The sequence below is a fragment of the Cryobacterium sp. N21 genome (genome assembly GCF_002929575.1).
GTDB classification, from domain to species: Bacteria; Actinomycetota; Actinomycetes; order Actinomycetales; family Microbacteriaceae; genus Cryobacterium; species Cryobacterium flavum.
In genome coordinates, this window is record NZ_PJJQ01000031.1 from 38,417 (window position 1) to 56,440 (window position 18,024).

Below are 18,024 nucleotides of genomic sequence, written 5' to 3' on the forward strand. Positions count from 1 at the left end.
CGCACCCCGCAAGCCTAACCATGATTACGATGTGGGCATGAGAGCAAGCACCGACCCACTGGTCCCCACCGCCGAACGCTACCGAGCCTTCGCCGAAGTGGAAGCTCGCGGAATGAGCGCCTGCTACGAGGCCTGGGCGGCCGGTGTCGCGGCCGATCCCGCTACCGTTGCCCTGATCGACCAACTGCCCGCGGTCAAGCGCCAACCGAACCTGGTGTTCAGCGCGGCACGGCTGCACGGTGCGTCGGTGGGGAAGTACCCCGAGTTCGCGGCCTGGCTGCGTGAGCACTGGACCGACGTGGCCGCGACCTGCCTGACCCACGCCACCCAGACCAACGAGCCCGGTCGTTGCGCCGTGCTGTTGCCGGCCCTGGCGGCGCTCGCCGGGCCGCTCGCGCTGATCGAGGTGGGGGCATCCGCTGGTCTGTGCCTGCACCCAGACCGGTACAGCTACCGGTATCGGTTGGCTGATGGCAGTGAGCGGATGCTGCACCCATTCGACGGTCCGAGCCCGGTCGTTCTGGACTGTGACGTCACCGGCCCGGTTCCGTTGCCCGAGCGGATGCCCGAGATCGTCTGGCGCGCCGGCATCGACCTGCACCCGCTTGACGTGTCGAGCGAGACGGATGTGGCCTGGCTCGACGCGCTCATCTGGCCGGAGCACGATGACCGGCGGGCCCGACTGGGCGCCGCGGTTGCCGTGGCCCGCCGGGAGCCGGCCCCGATCGTGTCGGGTGACCTGGGCGAACAGATCGAAGCACTCGTTGCCCGGGCTCCAGCCGGGGCGACCGTCGTGGTGTTCCACACCGCGGTGCTCGCCTACCTCAACGAGGCTGATCGTAACCGGTTCGCCGAGCAGATGACCCGGCTGCCGGTGCGCTGGCTGTCGAACGAGGGACAGAGCGTGGTGCCCGGGGTGCTGGAGCGACTTGCGGAGGTGCCGGCGCTGTTAGAACACATGCCGGCATCCGCCTTCATTCTTGCGCTGGACGGCGAGCCGATCGCCCTGACCCAGCCGCACGGCCGGTCACTGCACTGGCTCACGCCGGCGGACGAGTGCCACAACCGCAGGTTTAACCGCACGCTGCTACTCTAAAATCATGGTTCCGCCCACGCAGAATGAAGCCAGGCACGCTGCCCTGGCCAGTGAGCCGCGCCGTCGTGCCCTGGCGCTGCTCACCGAATCCGCTGTGCCGCTGGGCGTTGCCGCCGTGGCCGACGCCCTCGGACTTCACATCACGACGGCACGGTTTCACCTTGAGCACCTCGAGGCGGCCGGGCTCATCGAGCGCCAGGTCGCCCGGGCCGGGCAGCGCGGCCGCCCACACGTGTTGTTCAGCGCGGTCGCGGCGCCGCTGGCGGCAGAGAACGCCCAGCAGCAGCTGATCGAGACTCTCGCCGGGGTCATTGGCGAGGATGCCGACGGCGGCCGCGCCCGTGCGATACGGGCCGGCGATCGCTGGTCGGCGCAGTACGCGGCCGCGGCCGCTGGGGTGGCGACCGATGGGCCCGCTGCCGACGTGGTGCCTCCGCTGTTGAGTGTGCTCACCGAGATCGGTTTCGAGCCCGAACTTCGAGCTGATGAAGCCGTAATCGCGCTGAAGGCCTGCCCGTTCCGGGCCGAGGCGCGATCGAATCCCGATGTGGTCTGCTCGGTGCACCTGGGCCTGATGAAAGGCCTCGCCCGCTCACTTGGCCACGACGCCGAGGACATCAGCCTGGAGCCCTTCGTGCAGCCGACGCTCTGCCTCGTGCACCTGTCCCCACAGCACTCGTGAGCTGATTGAAAGGAATAAAGTCCTCTAAACTGGTCACGAGGGTCATTCGACCCGGTGAAAGGGGATTTTTTATGACTGCCGAACCGATCAACCTGTCTGCCAGCCGGCCCGGTGCCGCAGATGTCGACGCTCCCGCCGCGCACGCGTGCGCCTGCGGTCACGACGACACCGAGACCATCGTTCTCGACACTCGCCCCATCCCACACGCCATTCGCCACGCCACGATCTTTGGCGCACTCGGTGTTATTCAGCCCGGCTTCGCCCTCGACCTGGTGGCCTCGCACAACCCGCTGCCGCTGCTCGGACAGCTCGAAGCCAGCCGCCTCGGCGACTTTGCCGTTTCCTACCTCGAGAGCGGACCCGAAACCTGGACCGTGCGCCTCACCCGCACTCACTCGTCCGACAGCCGGGTTGATCTGACCCAACGCCGCTGATGACCACCCTATGAAAGACAAGCTCTGGCACATCGTCTCCGGCAGTTTGGTGCCTGCCTGGCTGGCCGCCGCGGTGATTCTCACTCTGCTGCACCGCCAGGTGCCGTCGTCGGGCTGGCTGCTCGTGCACCTGCTGCTGCTCGGCGCGGTGAGCACGGCAATTCTGATCTGGAGTCAGCACTTCGCCGACACCCTGCTTCGCCACAAGGCCCTCGGGGACCGCCGCTCACTCGGCCTGCGTCTGAGCGTGCACACCGGGGGCGCGATGGCGGTTATGACCGGCATGGTCGCCGAGTGGTACCCGCTCGTGCTGGTCGGAGGCAGCCTGGTCGGACTGAACGCGCTGGTCCACGCCGTGGTGATCGTGAGCCAGACCCGTGGAGCGATGCCGGGTCGGTTCGCCCCGCTGGTGCGCTACTACATTGTCAGCGCAGTGATGCTCTCCGGCGGCGTTACCCTCGGCATTCTGATGGCCAGGCTCGACGGCGGAGGCGAGGCCTACGAACGCCTGTTCATCGGCCATCTCGGCCTCAACCTGCTCGGGTGGGTGGGCCTCACCGTCATCGGTACCGTTGCGTTGCTCTGGCCCACGGTGCTGCATACCCGTGTCGAGGGCGCCACAGTGGCGGCCGGAAGCACCCTTCCGGTATTGGCGGGCGGCCTCGGGCTGCTCCTCGTCGGTTGCCTGGCCGACCAGCGGATGCTCGTGGCGCTCGGCGTTCTGATCTACCTCGTTGCCCTGGGTCGAGTGCTCTGGGAGGGTATCGGGCACCTGCGCCGGGCGCCCGCCGTGACCTTCGCCGCCTGGAGCCTCGGTGCCGCCCAGATCTGGTTTGCCCTCTGTACCGCCGGTTTCGGGTTGCTGGTGGCTCTCGCCCCCAGCTGGGCGGCCGCGGCCGCCGGCGTCGAAACCCTCGTGCCGTACTTCGCGATCGGCTTTGCGGCCCAGATTCTACTCGGGGCCCTCAGCTATCTGGTGCCCGTCGTGCTCGGTGGAGGCCCGGCCGCCCTCAAGGCAACCGCGGCCGAGCTCGACCGTGGCGGCCTCTTTCGGGTCGTGGTCGTCAATGGCGCCCTCGCCCTGTCGTTGCTGCCCATCTCCAGCACTCTCACGGTGGCATTGTCGGTGCTGATCGTGGCCACCCTGGCCGGTTTTCTGGTGCTGTTCACCAGGGCCCTGCGGGTCAACCGGCGGGTGCGCGTCCTGCCGCTCGTGCGCGTGGTGCCGGGAGAACGAACGGCCGTCGATCGACCGCGTGCCGCCGGGCGGATGCTCGCGGCGGCGAGTGTGCTGCTGCTCACGGTTACCGTCGGCATCGTGCTCGATCCGGCCTCGGCTGGCCTCTGGACGGTGTCGACCCAGGCGGCCGGCTCCTCCGCGGCCGGCGCCGCCGCGACCGGACACACCACCACGGTGGCGGTCGACATGGTCGACACCCGCTTCGTGCCCGACCGCATCGAGGTGCCGGTCGGTGATGAACTGGTCATCACCCTCACGAATAGCGACGAGATGGTGCACAACTTGGTCCTGCAATCCGGTCTGGTGTCGGGCTCCCTCGAGCCGGGCGCCTCCGAGACCGTGAACGTTGGCGTGATCGGCGCGAGCGTGGCGGGCTGGTGCTCCATTGCCGGACACCGGCTGCAAGGTATGGAGATCAGCATCGTCGCCGGGGGCGCCGCGAGCGGAACCCACTCTGACCACGGTGCGGCCGCAGCCGGGGCATCCGCTGCTGAGGATCTCGACCCGATGGCTGAACCCGACGCCGGTTTCGAGGCGAGGGACGCCGTGCTGCCGCCCGCCTCGTCCGCCAAAGTCCACCGGCAGACCTTGACCGTGCAGAACATCGAGACCGAGGTGACACCCGGCGTCACCCAGATGCTCTGGACGTTCAACGGCACCGCGCCAGGGCCCACCCTGCGCGGCACCGTGGGCGACGTATTCGAGATCACGCTGGTGAACGAGGGCACGGTCGGGCACTCGATCGACTTCCACGCCGGCGATATCGCGCCAGACGCCGTGATGCGCACCATCGCACCCGGAGAATCCTTGTTCTACACCTTCACCGCCACACGGTCGGGCATCTGGCTCTATCACTGCTCCACCATGCCCATGTCCGTGCACATCGCCAACGGCATGTTCGGCGCGGTGATCATCGACCCGCCGGGCCGGGCGGAGGTGGACCGCGAGTACCTCCTCGTACAGTCCGAGCTGTACCTCGGCGCTCAGGGCGGTGAAGTGGACGCCGTGAAGGTGGCGACGCAGATCCCCGACATCGTGGTCTTCAACGGCTACGCGAACCAATACGCTGCCCGGCCGCTAGAGGCGACGGCGGGCGAGACCGTGCGCGTCTGGGTGCTGGCGGCCGGGCCCAATGTGGGCAGTGCCTTCCATGTCGTGGGCGGTCAGTTCTCCACCGTGTATAAGGAGGGCGACTACCTGTTGAAGCACGGCGGCAGCACCGGTAGCGGCGGCTCCCAGGTGCTCGATCTCGCCGTTGCGCAGGGCGGGTTCGTCGAGCTCAGCTTCACCCAGCCGGGCGACTACCCCTTCGTCAGCCACATCATGTCGGATGCCGAGAAGGGTGCCCGCGGTATCTTCGAGGTGCTGCCGTAATCGCCACCGGGCATCCGCTTTAATCCGGCGCTGGACGGTAGGGCGCTGCCCGGGCGGCCATCGTCGTGACGTCTACGAGCGCTGACCGGTCATTGGGGCTCGTCGGTTTGCTCGGGGTCGCCTTCAGCGGCGTCCACTGCTGTGACCGGCCCTGTCGGGCCGCCCCACCCGAAGGAGAATTGGCGCGTCACCACGGGCGCCGTCTCCTGCATCGGAACGTAGCTGCCGCCATTCGGCCCATGGCCCGGCTCCTCATCGGGTTGCCAGCGCGGGATTTCACCACTGCTCGTGCCGAGGAGCCGTCGGGTGAGGGATGCGCCCGCCGACAGCAGATCGTCGAGGGACGCCTGCAGGTCGGTGTCGTTGACGGTGCCGGCACGGAGGGCAGCGCGGAGCACGCCCCGACGAATGAGCTCCTTGGCGAAGGATCCGGTCACGCCCTCCGCTCGGCCGGCGGCGGCATCGAGGGCGGCCGGGCTGAACGGCAGCCCGCCCGCATAACGCCGGAACAACCGCTCGCGTTCAGCCAGCGCGGGCAGGGGCACTTCCACGGCGAGATCGACCCGGCCTGGCCGTTCGGCGAGGGCACTTTCGAGTACCTCGACCCGGTTGGTGGTCATGACGAAGGCCACATCGGCGTCGCCGTCGAGCCCATCGAGGGCGTCGAGCACCTCGAATAAGAGTGGCTGCGGAGTCGTGTTGCGTTGCATCGCGACCAGGTCGATGTCTTCGAGCACGACGATGGACGGCGCGAATGTGCGCGCGATTTCGGCGGCGGCAGCGATGTGCACGATGCTGGTGCCGGTCAGGAGCACGGCGGTGATGCCCGGGGTAACGCTCAGCAGGTGGCGTACGGTGAGGGTTTTGCCGGTACCGGGAGGACCGTAAAGCAATACGCCGCGCTTCAAGTGTTGACCGGCGGCGAGCAGTGCCTGGCGCTGCTCGCCGATTCCGATGACGTGGTCGGTGATCGTGCTGAGGATGCCGTCCGGTAGCACGATGGCGGCCGCCGGAACGACGGGTCGTTCCAGAAAACTGATTCCGGCACCGGCCCCGTATTCGGTCTGCACGAACGAGAGCACCTGCCCGCGCAGCACGCTGTGCTCGATCATGAGCGCGCGCAGGTGCTCGAGAAAGCCGGTGACCGCCTGCGGTGATGTGGCCATGATCTCGAGTTCGGCCGTGTTGCGCCCGAATTGCGGGTTCGCGGCGCGTTGCAGCACCGCAATCGGCTCACCCTCAAAGCGGATGAGCCGCAGGCCGAATGAGACCACCTGACGGGTCGATGTCGGTCCGGTCGCCCGGGCCGAGTAGTCCACCGGCCCGGGAGCGAAACCCTGGAACGGGCTGGCCACCAGTTCGGACAGGCTTGAGTGAAAACGCTGCTGCCCGCCAGAGACGCCGAGAAGCGCGGCCGGATCAGTTCCGGCCAGGGCAGTCAGGGCAATGTCCGCGTCGACCAGGCGATGATCGGCGAGAGTCTCGGATACGACCGGCAGGGTCGATGCGTTCGCGCCGAGAAACTCGGTGATCGCGTCGCCGAGCGGCGACTGGCCCGACGGGTTTTGGGCATCCGCCGTTGCCACGACGCGTTCCATGAATTTCTTGAACGAGCGCATGACGTCGCGGTCGAAAGTATCCTCGGTCATCTCGTGCTCCTGTCGTTGTAGCGCAGTAGGAGGTTAGCGGGCCTGGGCGATGATCGCCTCGGCGACAGCCACAGCCTGGGAGACAGATTCGACCGAGTAGGCCGATTCGCCGAGCGAGAAAATCACGGTGCAGTAACCGGAGGGGTCGGCGCAGATCTGCACGGCGTGCTCACCTTCGACGGCTCCCTCGAGCACGATCGGCGACAATGCGGCCTGACTGTCCGGCTCCGTGATCATCGTGTCAACGATCCCGGCGAGACCATAGCCGACATGGATCGAGGTGCCCAATACGCCGTCGGCACGCACGTCGCACCGAAACAACCCGGCGGCCTGCGACACGAAGCCGTCGAAGTAGACCGGGTTCATGTTTGACGAGTCGAAGATTTCGTACTCGAGCGAGTCGACGCCGAGGGCCATGGCGATGCCCTGCGGCTTGAGCGCGCCGGTGCAGGCCGGTTCACGCGGGGTCAGGGCGACCGCCGGCCAGGCTACCTGGCTGGGTTCGGCATCCGTCAGAGTGGAATAAACGGATGCCGCGAGCGGCGTCATCTGCGCTACGATCGCGTCGCTCGTCATGCCGTCAAAGCGCACATCGCGGGTACCGAATGAGTTCGTGCTCAGCGTGATTTCGACCCAGGCGTCACCGACGGGTGCTGAGATGAAACACCCGGGGTCGCCGCATCCGGTGGCCGCTTCGATGCCGCCGATGCTGGTGAGCGGGTCGGCCGGACCGGCGCCGGAATCGTTTGGCGCCCAAGTGTCGGCCGCGCCGGGCAGTACCTTGACGCTCAGGTAGGCCCAGTCGGAGTCGGATTGGTGATCCATCGGATTGCCCGCTGCCGCGCCGACTCGCCAGGAGCAGGACAGCCCGCCGAGGGCTGGAACGGAGTACTCGACCAGGAATGTCGACGGCTGCATCGCGGCAACCGGGGTTGGCACGGTGCCGGCGGGATCCGCGAAGACGTTGGCAATGTCGCCCGGGGCCGCGATATCGTCGCAGCTGAGCGGGCTGGTGGCTGCGGCAGGCGTTGCGGTTGGCGAAGTCGTTGACGTGGCCGACGGTTCCGGCACGGGTTCGGCTGCGCATCCGCTGAGGGCGACGAGAGCGAGAGAAACGATCGGCAGGATCAGGGTGCGGCGCAGCATCCGGTCAGCCTAGCAGGGGAGATTTTTGTCCCGTGACCTTTGCTTTCCTCGCTATCGCGCTGCTGCTGCTCGACGTCGCACAGCCCGAGAATCGCATACCAAATCGGGTTCTAGAACGGTATGCTGCAGGTATGAGTCGACAAATTGCGGTGCGCCTCCCCGACGACATCGTTGATTATCTTGACCTCGCCGTAACGGAGGGCCGCGACAGCAGCCGCGCCGCAGTGATCACGCGGGCCCTCGAACGAGAACGTCGTCGCGAGGTTGCACTGCGTGACGTTCGTATTCTCTCCGAGAAGTCGACAGACGTCGATGACCTGGACGAACTCGCACGCTACGGCGCGACCCTCCCGACTGACGTCCCGTGACGATGCGCGCGATTCATATTGCGCACCTCGACAAGGCACGGCCGGTTCTTGTGCTCACCCGCGAGCTCGTGCGCCCGTACCTCACGCGGGTCACGGTCGCACCGATCACCAGTTCGGTGCGGGGGCTGTCCACCGAAGTGCCGGTCGGCCCGTCGAACGGCCTCGACCAGGACTGCGTCGTGAGTTGCGACAACATCGTGACCATCCCGGTAGCGAGCCTCGGCCGCCATATTGGTTTTCTGCTGCCCAGCCAGGAGTCACAACTCAGCGCCGCCATCCAGACGGCGTTCGAGCTCGACTGACGACTACCAGGCGCCGGGCTGGTAGTCCTTGAGGAAGACGCCGTAGAGGTCTTCGCCGGCCTCGCCGCGCACGATCGGGTCGTAGACCCGGGCCGCGCCGTCGACCAGGTCGAGCGGAGCGTGAAAGCCTTCCTCGGCCAGGCGAACCTTCGTGGGGTGCGGGCGTTCGTCGGTGATCCAGCCGGTGTCGACGCTCGTCATGAGAATTCCGTCTTCGAGCATCTCCTTCGCGCTCGTGCGGGTGAGCATGTTCAGCGCGGCCTTGGCCATGTTGGTGTGCGGGTGGCCTGGCCCCTTGTAGCCGCGACCGAACACCCCCTCCATCGCCGACACGTTCACGATGTAGGTGCGCCGGGCAGCGGATGCCGTGAGCGACGCCCGCAGACGGCTCACCAATAAAAATGGTGCGGTCGTATTGCACAGCTGTACTTCGAGCATCTCGAGCGGATCGACGTCCTCGACATTGGCCGTCCAGCTATTCACGTCGTGCAGGTCGGGAACGAGGCCGCCGGCGTCGATCGCGGTGCCGGCGGCGAGCTTTTCGAGCGAAGAGGACCCGGCGGCGAGGGCCAGCCGGGTGAGGTCATCCGCTGTGAGCGCACCCGCGCCGGAGGCGGCCGCGAGTAGCGGATGCCCCGACACCGACGCCGCCAGGGCCAGCGGATGCGCGTCGTTGGTGTGCCCGAACGACACGATCTCCGGCAGCGGGCCATCGGGCAGCGGCGAATCCTCGGCCTCGACCAGGGGGGAGTACGAGCCGCGTGATCGACGCACGGTCTGCGCGGCGTTGTTGATGAGAATGTCGAGCGGGCCCTGGGCGGCGACGGAATCGGCCAGGGCGATCACCTGGGCCGGGTCACGCAGGTCGATGCCGACGATGCGCAGGCGGTGCAGCCAGTCCGTGGAGTCGGGCATGGCGGCGAAGCGGCGTACGGCATCGCGCGGAAAGCGGGTGGTGACGGTGGTGTGGGCTCCGTCGCGCAGCAGACGCAACGCGATATACATGCCGATCTTGGCCCGGCCGCCGGTGAGCAGGGCACGCTTGCCGGTCAGGTCGGTGCGGGCGTCGCGCTTGGCGTGGCTCGACAGTGCGCAGCTCGGGCAAAGCTGGTGGTAGAACGCGTCGACCACGGTGTACTTCTGTTTGCAGATGTAGCAGGCGCGGGGGACGAGTAGTTCTCCGGCGGTGGCCGCGCTGGTGCCGAGTGACAGCTGCGCGCCGCGGGTCTCGTCGTCGATGCGGGTGGGCGCGCCGGTGGCGGTGGCGGCGATGACGCTGCGATCGGCGTCGGCGATGACCGCACGCTTCTCCAGGCGGCGCGCCATTTTGACCGACTTGAACATCTTGGCGGTGGCCTGGCGCACGGTGACAAAGTCGGCGCTGTCCGGGTCGACGTCGCTGAGGGAAGCGAGAACCCGCAGGGTCACCGCGAGGTCGTGCGGGTCGATGTCGATGAATTCCGGATCGGATGATTCGAAGTCAGCGGTCGACACGCCCGATTCTTCTGGTGCCGAGCCGGTGGGCGCAGTGGTGGAGGGCGCGGTGGTCATTCGAGGATTCTACGCGGGGTGACTGTGAGCATCCGTTTGTGGGTGCGTGACCGAAAGCCGGCCACGCACTCACGCGAGACGTTAGATCTTCGCCGGCTCCTGAATGGGGATGGCGTAGGTCGGCGGCTCGAAGGTATGGTCGAACGGCATTTCGTCGGTGTCGAGCAGCGGGTTGTCGTCCTGGGTCTTGACCAGTTCGTGCGCCTCTTCGTGGGTGTTCACACTCGGCATGGAGCCGGGCAGCGGACGGTTGGCCGATTCGCGCAGGAAGAAGATGGCGATCGCCCCGATGAACGAGGTACCCATGAGGTAGAACGCCGGCATCATGTCGTTGCCGGTGCCCACGATGAGGGCCGCGATGATGAACGGCGTGGTACCGCCGAAGATGGCCACCGCGAAGTTGTACGAGATGCCCATGGCGCCATACCGGCTCGCCGTCGGGAACAGGGCCGGCAGGGCCGAGGCGAGGTTCGAGACGTAGAACGTGACCGGGAATGCGATGAGCGCCAGGCCGAGCAGGGTCGACCAGATGTCGCCGATACCGATCAGCAGGAACGCCGGGGACGACAGCACGACCGTGCTGACGGCTCCGATCCAGAGCACCGGGCGACGCCCGATGCGGTCGGAGAGCCGGCCGGCCAGCGGGATGCACAACGCCATGACTACAAGAATCGGAATGGTCAGCGCCGTACCGTGCAATTCGTCGTACCCCTTATTCTCCGTGAGGTAGGTGGGCATATACGAGGTCAGCGCGTAGCCGACGGTGTTCGCGGCGGCGACCAGAATCATCGCGATGATGATGTTGCGCCAGTACGCCTTGAAGATGGCGATCGGGCCCTTGGGAGTGTCGGCCGTGGCACCGATGGGGTTCTTCTGGGCTTCCTCCTGCGCGTCGAGCGTGGCCTGGAAGGCGGGGGACTCGTCGATCTTCATGCGGAAGTAGATGGCGATCAGGCCGAGCGGCCCGGCGATGAGGAACGGCACACGCCAGCCCCACGCCTCCATCACGTCCTGGCCGAGGGTGAGCTGCAACACAGAGACGAGTGACGCGCCGATGGCGAAACCGAGGTAGCTGCCCATGTCGAGAAAGCTCGCGAAGTAGCCGCGCTGCTTGTCGGGCGCGTGCTCGCTGACGAAGGTCGTCGCCCCGGCGTACTCGCCACCGGTCGAGAAACCCTGCACGAGCTTGACGAACACCAGCAGCACCGCCGCCCAGACCCCGATCTGCGCGTAGCCGGGCAGCAGCCCGACGGCGAAGGTCGACGCGGCCATCAGAATCAGCGTGGTCGCGAGCACCTTCTGCCGACCGATGCGGTCACCGAGCCAGCCAAAGAACACGCCGCCGAGCGGGCGGGCGAAGAAGGTGGCCGCGAAGGTGCCGAGCAAAAACAGGGTTTGAACGGATGCGTCCGCCTCCGGCAAAAAGACCGGACCCATGGTGGTGATGAGGTAGCCGAAGATTCCCACGTCGTACCACTCCATGGTGTTTCCCACGATCGTGCCGCCGAGGGCGCGCTTCATGATGGGCTTGTCGACGACGTTGACGTCGGACACGGCGATACGGCGGCGGCGAAGAGACTTCAGGGGCTTTGCCCGGGCTGCCGAGGCGCTCCGGGCGCTGGACGTCGGGTTGGATGTGCTTCGGTCAGTGAGCATAAGAATTTCTCCCGTGGAGATATTGTGCTGCGAAGACACAGCTGTACTGCGTGGTGCAGATTTTTTTCAACCCACCCACAATACCCCCTCACGGGGGGCATCGCCCAAATGTTGGGTCTAACTTTCGGGGATGACTCAGGAGTGCTGCTTAGGCTGGGGGCATGACTGATTCTGTAGATTTCTGGTTTGACCCCTCGTGCCCCTGGGCCTGGATGACGTCGCGCTGGGTTGACGAAGTGGCACACCTGCGCGAATTTGACGTGACCTGGCACGTGATGAGCCTCGCCGTTCTCAACGAAGACCAGGACGTCAGCGAGGAATACGCCGCCTTCTTCCCGCGGGCACTCAAGTACACCCGACTCGTGGCCGCGGCCAACGAATTGCACGGCCAGAAGATAGTCAAGGCGCTCTACGACGCGCTCGGCACCCAGATTCACCTTGGCGGCAACCGCAATCCCGACGAGGTCATCCCCGCCGCGCTCGCCGAGGTGGGCCTTCCCGCGAGCTTCGCCGCCTTTGCGGACAGCGACGAGTACGACGCTCAGATGCGTGCCAGCCACTTCGACGGCATCAACCGGGTCGGCCAGGATGTCGGCACCCCGGTCATCGCGGTCAACGGCGTGGCCTTCTTCGGACCCGTCATCTCCCCGGCACCCATGGGCGACGACGCTCTCACGCTCTGGGACGGCGTGGTCGCGCTCGCGAGCTACGACGGGTTCTTCGAGCTCAAGCGCAGCCGTACCCGCGACCCAATTTTCGCCGAGGTCGTCGGCACTAAATAGGATGGTGACATGCGCATCCACATCGCCACGGACCATGCCGGTCTCGACCTCAGCCACCACCTGATCACGCACCTGCGTGCGGCGGGCCACGAGGTCATCGACCACGGGCCCCAGACCTACGACGCCCTCGACGACTACCCCGCGTTCTGCATCAATGCCGCGCAGGCCACCGTCGACGACCTTGAAGGAGGCATTGAAGCGCTCGGTGTCGTGTTCGGCGGCTCCGGCAACGGCGAGCAGATGGCCGCCAACAAGGTGACCGGCGCCCGCGCCGCCCTGGTCTGGAACCTCTCTACAGCCAGGCTCGCCCGAGAACACAACGACGCCAACGTCATCTCGATCGGTGCCCGCGAGCACACGATCGAGGAGGCCACCGGCTTTATCGACGCGTTCATCGCCGAACCGTTCAGCGACGAGGAGCGCCACGTGCGTCGCATCCGTCAGCTGGGTGAATACGAGATCACCGGAACCATTGCCGGCAAGAACGTCGACGGCAAGTGAGCTGAGGTGCCCGAAGGTCATTCCGTTCATCGCATCACCCGACAATTCCAGCGCAACTTCGTCGGGCACCGCGTCACCGTCTCGTCGCCGCAGGGCCGTTTTGTGGTCGGCGCCGCCCAGCTCAGTGGCCACACCATAACGGATGCCCGCGCCGTCGGTAAGCAGATGTTTCTGGAGTTCGACCACGGACTGTGGTTGCGCATCCACTTAGGAATGTACGGCGCCTGGGACTTCAGCGGCGAGATTCTGATGGATGCCACGATGGCCTCGGCCAACGGGAGGATGGGTCAGACCAACCAGCACGGCACCGACCTCGCTACGTATGACTCGGCCGGGGAAAACTCGATCTTCAGCATCGGAGCGCCCCGCAGTACCCGGGTGCGGATGTCCGAGCAGGAGAAGGAGATCGACCTGGCCGATGCCTTTCCGCCTGAGCCGGTCGGACAGGTGCGGGTGCGCCTCTTGAGCGACACGGTGTGCGCCGACCTGCGCGGCCCGACCGCTTGTGAGGTTCTCGACCCGGCCCAGGTCGACGCCGTGATCGGTAAGCTCGGCCCCGATCCGGAACAGGGCAACACGCCCGAGGCCGAGGAACGTTTCGTGAGCGTCGTGCGCAAGAAGCCCACGCCGATCGGCCGGCTGCTAATGGACCAGAGCGTGGTCAGCGGCATCGGCAACGTCTACCGCGCCGAGATGCTCTTTCGTGCCGGCCTCAACCCGCACGCCCCCGGCAAGTCGCTCAGCGATGACACCGTGCGCGCGCTCTGGCAGGACTGGGCGCACCTGTTGCACATCGGCGTCGCGACCGGTCAGATGATGACCATGGACAAGCTCGAGGGCGACGAGTATCGCCTCGCCATGAAGAGGCGCGCCGACCGGCACTGGGTCTACAAGCGCGAAGGCCTGCCCTGCCGGGTCTGCGGCACCCACATCGTGCTCGAAGAGATGGCGGCTCGCAAACTGTACTGGTGCCCGCGCTGTCAGGCCTGAGCACCGCCGTGGTGTGAGGGCGCCCGGCACACTGCGAAAATAGGGTAATGATCCAGAGTCGACTTGCCCGGCCGCGCCGTCGTGTGGCAACCATCATCAGCGGCACGGTGGTCGCCGCCGTGACACTCGCCGTGGGCCTGACCGCCTGCACCAGCGACACCGGTGCCGGCGTGATCGATACCGTCGGTACCATCGATTTCGTGAACCCGCTCGCCATCCCGCCATTGGCGGAAGCGACCGTGAATGCTGCCGGGGAGCGAGTCTTCGACCTTACGGCCGAGGAGGGCACGACCGAGTTCACTCCCGGCGTCGCCACTGACACCTGGGGTTACAACGGCAGCTATCTCGGCCCGACCCTCGTCGCGAAGCGCGGCGACGACGTGCGCATCAATGTCGGCAATGACCTCGATGAGGCCACGACCGTGCACTGGCACGGCATGAACCTGCCCGCCGAAATGGATGGCGGCCCGCACCAGACGGTCGAACCCGGCGCCAGCTGGAGCCCGAACTTCACGATCGACCAGCCCGCAGCGACCCTCTGGTATCACCCGCACCCCACCGAAAAGACCGAACACCAGGTTGAGATGGGGTTGGCCGGCCTGTTCCTGCTGCAGGACGACGAGGAGTCGGCGCTCAACCTGCCGCGCAGCTACGGGGTCGATGACATTCCCGTCGTCGTGCAGGACCGCCGCTTCGACGACAACGGCCAGTTTGTCACTGACGTGCGTGGCTACATCGGGCCGATCGGCGACCAGCTGCTGGTCAACGGCACCCTCGCGCCCTATCTCGACGTGACCAGCGATGCCGTGCGGCTGCGACTGGTCAACGGGTCCACCGCGCGCCTGTACGACTTCGGGTTCAGCGATGGGCGCTCGTTCGACCTGATCGCAACCGACGGGGGACTGCTCCGCGAGGCGGCACCGATGGACGGCATCCGCTTGTCACCGGGGGAACGTGCTGAAATTCTCGTGAAAATGACCCCGGGTGAGACCGTGAAACTGCAATCCACCCCGCCCGATCTCGGCACGTCGGCCAGCGCAGCGACGCGCAACGCCGGCGACGACACCCTCGACGTCATGGAACTGCGCGCGGCCGACGCGCTCAGCAGCATCGGCGCCACGCCGACCACCCTGGCCAACATCGTGCCGCTGGACAAAGCGGATGCCACCACCGACCGTTCCTTCACCCTCAACGGCTACACGATCAACAACCGGCTGATGGACATGACCCGCATCGACGAGACCGTCGAGGCCGGCGCCACCGAGGTGTGGACCGTCGACAACGCCATGCCGCTTCCGCACAACTTTCACGTGCACGCCGTGCAGTTTCAGGTGTTGCGGGTGGGGACCGAGTCGCCGCCAGCCGAACTCTCCGGGTGGAAGGACACGATCTATCTCGAACCCGGCGTTCGCTACGAATTGATCATGCAGTTTGCGGAATATACCGATCCGAACTTTCCGTATATGTTCCACTGCCACATGCTCGCGCACGAAGATGCCGGAATGATGGGCCAGTTCGTGGTCGTCGGGCCGGGCGGGCAGGCCGGAACGCCACCGACCGCTCACGACGCGATCATTTCGCGGGAGAACCTGGCCGTCGGAAATGGCCCGCGCGTACTGACGCCAGACCACGGGCATTGACGTAACGCACTCTCTTTCGGACCCATGAGTATGGTCTACGGCCCAGCGCCTGACCAGCCCCAGTTTTGGTATTTGTGAGCAAAACTCGTGTCGAATATATTTCAGCTACCGATCGGCACTCAGGCTGATTTCTCACAGAATGGACTACCCGACATGAAGTTCTTCACCCAGATTTCCGCATTCGTCAACAGCCTGCGTTCAGAAGAAAAGGGTGCTACCGCGGTGGAGTACGGCCTCATGGTCGCGCTGATCGCCGTCGCCATCATCGTCAGCGTCACCCTGCTCGGGACCAACCTTGGCACGCTCTTCACCAGCGTCGCCGGCAAACTGCCCGTCATTAAGTAGCCAGCGATAGAACTCGGTCGGCCGGTCGGTCGACCGAACGGCACAGTGACAGCGGTAAAAGGTGGCGGCTTCCGCAGGGAAGCCGCTGCCGCTCAAGCTGAAGGGACCTCCGATGTTGGGGTTACGTCGACGACTGATGCGCCTGCACTCTGGTGAACGTGGCGCGGCAGCGGTGGAGTTCGCGCTGGTACTGCCAATTCTCATCATTCTTATCTTCTTCATCATCGAGTTCGGTCGGCTGTACAACATCCAGATCTCCATCACCGGAGCCGCCCGCGAGGGTGCCCGGTCGATGGCGATTCACAACGTCGTGGACGACGCGAAGACGGCCACCCTTAATGCCGCCCCGTCAGTTCCACTGACAGCTGGGGAAGTCACAGTCAGCCCGACCATCTGTGCGACCGATTCGACCATTACGGTTACGGTCAAACACACGGTCGATCTCATCTCGGGCTACCTTCCATACACATCAATGGTGCTCACCGGAAAGGGAGTCATGCTGTGCGGTGGCTAAATCATCTGCTCCGCGCCGAGCGCGGCGCCAGCGCCGTCATGGTCGGCATCCTCATGATTCCCCTGCTGGGATTCCTGGCGATCGCGATCGACGTCGGCGCCCTCTACGCCGAAAAAGCGCAACTGCAGAACGGGGCGGATGCAGCAGCCATTGCCATCGCCCGCAACTGCGCCGTCGACGGCCTGTGCAACTCCCCGACCACGGTCGCGAACCAGGCTCGAGACTTTGCGAATGTCAATTCAAACGACGCAAAATCCAATGCCTCAGCGGTCGTGCCCGCGCCGTCACCCGCGCCTCCCAACAGCGTTCAGGTTGTAGCGACGACTTTGGAGGCATCTGGAGCGTCCGCGATTAGGCCGTTCTTCGCCATCGGAGCTGCTCCAACGACAATGAGCGTGGTAGCGCAGGCGGAGTGGGGTTCGCCCGAAGCCGCCAACGTGTTGCCACTCGCTATTTCTTACTGCGAATTTCGGCCGGCTCTCGACGGCAAACTACAGCTCATTCGCTACGATCGGAATCTGGAGTGCGCTGGCCGCGACGGGCACCCTATTCCGGGAGGTTTCGGCTGGATTGACCCGATCGCCGACACCTGCGAAGCTGCCGTCAGCCTTACCAGCGAGACCGTACCCAGCGACCCGGGAAACGACCCGCCGACGAGTGACTGCGACACGTACTTCAACGCCATGCTGAACACCACGATCTTGGTGCCCATCTTCGATCGCGCCTACGCCAGCAACGGCAACGACGCCGTGACGGGAGCCGTGGGCAGCTACCACATCTATGCCTTTGCCGCCTTTCGCATCACCGGGTGGAAGTTCAGCGGAAACAATAATCTTCCGATGACCAGCCTCGATCCAGTTGCGCAAGCCTCGCCGGCGACGAAATGCACCGGAAATTGCAGGGGCATTCAGGGATATTTCGACCACTGGGTGTCGGTTGACTCGGCAGAAGTACAAGAGCTCGGCGGACCGAATCTCGGCGCAGAGTTTGTCAGACTCATCAAATAGGAGATCCCATGAAAACCCGACTTATCGGTGCGATCGTCGCGATTATCTTGGCCCTCGTGGGCACCTTCGCGCTCACCGGCTACGTGCGCGGTGCCGATGCCCGAGCGGCAGACGGCGCAGCCTTGGTCTCCGTGTTCGTCGTGACGACTCAGATTCCGCAGGGCACCAAGGCTGAAGACATCACCACGTTCATTGAACAGAAGCAGATTCCTGCGGTAGCCGCCGTTCCGGGTCGGGTGACCAAACTGAGCGCGCTTGCTGGCACGGTAGCGGATGCCGCGCTCGTACCCGGCGAGCAGCTGATCAGTTCTCGTTGGGTCGAAGCGGCCGACCTCGCCGCCCGCGGTGACGTCAAGGTTCCCGACGGCATGCAGGTGCTCACCCTCGCGTTACCGCTGGAACGAGTCGTGGGCGGCGTGCTCAAAGCCGGCGACACCGTGGGAGTGGTGATTACCGCGACCAAAACCGTCGACGGAACGGAAATGCTGCTGAGCAAGCAGGTCTTCCACAAGGTGCTGGTCACGGCCGTGCAGGCCGGCACCACGACGACGCCCGACGCTGGCGCCGATGCCACCCCGGTGAGCGTCATTATGGTCACTCTGGCCCGCACCACCCCCGACATCGAGTCCCTGGTCTGGGGCCAGCAGTTCGGAACGGTCTGGCTCACGATCGAACCCGACAAGGCTACCGAGGCCGGCTCCCGGGTCGTCGACGGGTCGGAGATGTTCCGGTGAGGCAAATGCAAAG

Annotated in this window: 18 protein-coding genes; 14 read left to right on the top strand and 4 right to left on the bottom strand. The window is 65.7% G+C overall.

Features of this window, described 5'->3' with window-relative positions; translation table 11 throughout:
• The first annotated feature begins 37 nt into the window (after window positions 1-37).
• From CXY77_RS07530 to CXY77_RS21080, 4 genes are all read left to right on the top strand, one after another.
• Entirely contained in the window at window positions 38-1,096 is a 1,059-nt protein-coding gene (locus CXY77_RS07530) for a DUF2332 domain-containing protein (RefSeq protein WP_104090477.1), read from the top strand.
• Window positions 1,097-1,100: 4 nt separating this feature from the next.
• Entirely contained in the window at window positions 1,101-1,778 is a 678-nt protein-coding gene (locus CXY77_RS07535; protein WP_092339924.1) for a metalloregulator ArsR/SmtB family transcription factor, read from the top strand.
• Between the two features lie 71 nt (window positions 1,779-1,849).
• Window positions 1,850-2,212 (top strand): DUF2249 domain-containing protein, encoded by a 363-nt coding sequence (locus CXY77_RS07540; protein ID WP_104090476.1) that lies wholly within the window; start codon window positions 1,850-1,852, stop codon window positions 2,210-2,212.
• A 1,270-nt stretch (window positions 2,213-3,482) separates the two neighbouring features.
• Complete coding sequence (locus CXY77_RS21080) at window positions 3,483-4,826, top strand: multicopper oxidase domain-containing protein (protein ID WP_369831297.1); 1,344 nt, start codon at window positions 3,483-3,485, stop codon at window positions 4,824-4,826.
• A gap of 89 nt (window positions 4,827-4,915) precedes the next feature.
• On the opposite strand, the gene CXY77_RS07550 is transcribed toward CXY77_RS21080, so the two are convergent.
• Complete coding sequence (locus tag CXY77_RS07550) at window positions 4,916-6,475, bottom strand: ATP-binding protein (RefSeq protein WP_092339927.1); 1,560 nt, start codon at window positions 6,473-6,475, stop codon at window positions 4,916-4,918.
• A 33-nt stretch (window positions 6,476-6,508) separates the two neighbouring features.
• Window positions 6,509-7,621, bottom strand: a complete 1,113-nt coding sequence (locus CXY77_RS07555) for a hypothetical protein (protein ID WP_104129895.1) — start codon at window positions 7,619-7,621, stop codon at window positions 6,509-6,511.
• 32 nt (window positions 7,622-7,653) lie between these two features.
• Here CXY77_RS07555 and CXY77_RS07560 point away from each other — a divergent pair, with 32 nt between their 5' ends.
• Window positions 7,654-7,989, top strand: a complete 336-nt coding sequence (locus CXY77_RS07560) for a YlcI/YnfO family protein (protein ID WP_199181899.1) — start codon at window positions 7,654-7,656, stop codon at window positions 7,987-7,989.
• 2 nt (window positions 7,990-7,991) lie between these two features.
• Window positions 7,992-8,291: a type II toxin-antitoxin system PemK/MazF family toxin gene (locus tag CXY77_RS07565; RefSeq protein ID WP_092339930.1), complete on the top strand. Its 300-nt coding sequence runs from the start codon at window positions 7,992-7,994 to the stop codon at window positions 8,289-8,291.
• Window positions 8,292-8,294: 3 nt separating this feature from the next.
• Here the strand turns inward: CXY77_RS07565 and CXY77_RS07570 are convergent, their stop codons facing one another.
• The gene (locus CXY77_RS07570) at window positions 8,295-9,842 is read right to left on the bottom strand and encodes an SDR family NAD(P)-dependent oxidoreductase (RefSeq protein WP_092339931.1); all 1,548 of its coding nucleotides are present in this window, start codon (window positions 9,840-9,842) and stop codon (window positions 8,295-8,297) included.
• A gap of 81 nt (window positions 9,843-9,923) precedes the next feature.
• The gene (locus CXY77_RS07575) at window positions 9,924-11,498 is read right to left on the bottom strand and encodes an MFS transporter (RefSeq protein WP_092339932.1); all 1,575 of its coding nucleotides are present in this window, start codon (window positions 11,496-11,498) and stop codon (window positions 9,924-9,926) included.
• Window positions 11,499-11,659: 161 nt separating this feature from the next.
• Here CXY77_RS07575 and CXY77_RS07580 point away from each other — a divergent pair, with 161 nt between their 5' ends.
• The 8 genes from CXY77_RS07580 to CXY77_RS07615 all read left to right on the top strand — a co-directional run bounded on the left by CXY77_RS07580 (window position 11,660) and on the right by CXY77_RS07615 (window position 18,011).
• Window positions 11,660-12,280 (top strand): DsbA family protein, encoded by a 621-nt coding sequence (locus tag CXY77_RS07580; protein ID WP_092339933.1) that lies wholly within the window; start codon window positions 11,660-11,662, stop codon window positions 12,278-12,280.
• A gap of 9 nt (window positions 12,281-12,289) precedes the next feature.
• Window positions 12,290-12,781, top strand: coding sequence for a ribose-5-phosphate isomerase (locus tag CXY77_RS07585; RefSeq protein ID WP_092339934.1), 492 nt, complete (start codon window positions 12,290-12,292; stop codon window positions 12,779-12,781).
• Between the two features lie 6 nt (window positions 12,782-12,787).
• On the top strand, window positions 12,788-13,771 hold the full coding sequence (locus CXY77_RS07590; RefSeq protein ID WP_092339935.1) for an Fpg/Nei family DNA glycosylase: 984 nt from the start codon (window positions 12,788-12,790) through the stop codon (window positions 13,769-13,771).
• Between the two features lie 47 nt (window positions 13,772-13,818).
• Window positions 13,819-15,411 carry a multicopper oxidase family protein gene (locus CXY77_RS07595; RefSeq protein ID WP_104129896.1) on the top strand — a complete coding sequence of 531 codons (1,593 nt, stop codon included), beginning with the start codon at window positions 13,819-13,821 and terminating at the stop codon, window positions 15,409-15,411.
• 153 nt (window positions 15,412-15,564) lie between these two features.
• On the top strand, window positions 15,565-15,756 hold the full coding sequence (locus CXY77_RS07600; RefSeq protein WP_092339937.1) for a Flp family type IVb pilin: 192 nt from the start codon (window positions 15,565-15,567) through the stop codon (window positions 15,754-15,756).
• 61 nt (window positions 15,757-15,817) lie between these two features.
• Complete coding sequence (locus tag CXY77_RS07605) at window positions 15,818-16,270, top strand: TadE/TadG family type IV pilus assembly protein (protein ID WP_233197302.1); 453 nt, start codon at window positions 15,818-15,820, stop codon at window positions 16,268-16,270.
• Window positions 16,258-17,277: a pilus assembly protein TadG-related protein gene (locus CXY77_RS07610; RefSeq protein WP_104090470.1), complete on the top strand. Its 1,020-nt coding sequence runs from the start codon at window positions 16,258-16,260 to the stop codon at window positions 17,275-17,277. The genes CXY77_RS07605 and CXY77_RS07610 overlap by 13 nt, the downstream gene beginning before the upstream one ends.
• Before the next feature lie 8 nt (window positions 17,278-17,285).
• Entirely contained in the window at window positions 17,286-18,011 is a 726-nt protein-coding gene (locus CXY77_RS07615; RefSeq protein ID WP_092339940.1) for a Flp pilus assembly protein CpaB, read from the top strand.
• The last annotated feature ends 13 nt before the right edge of the window (window positions 18,012-18,024 follow it).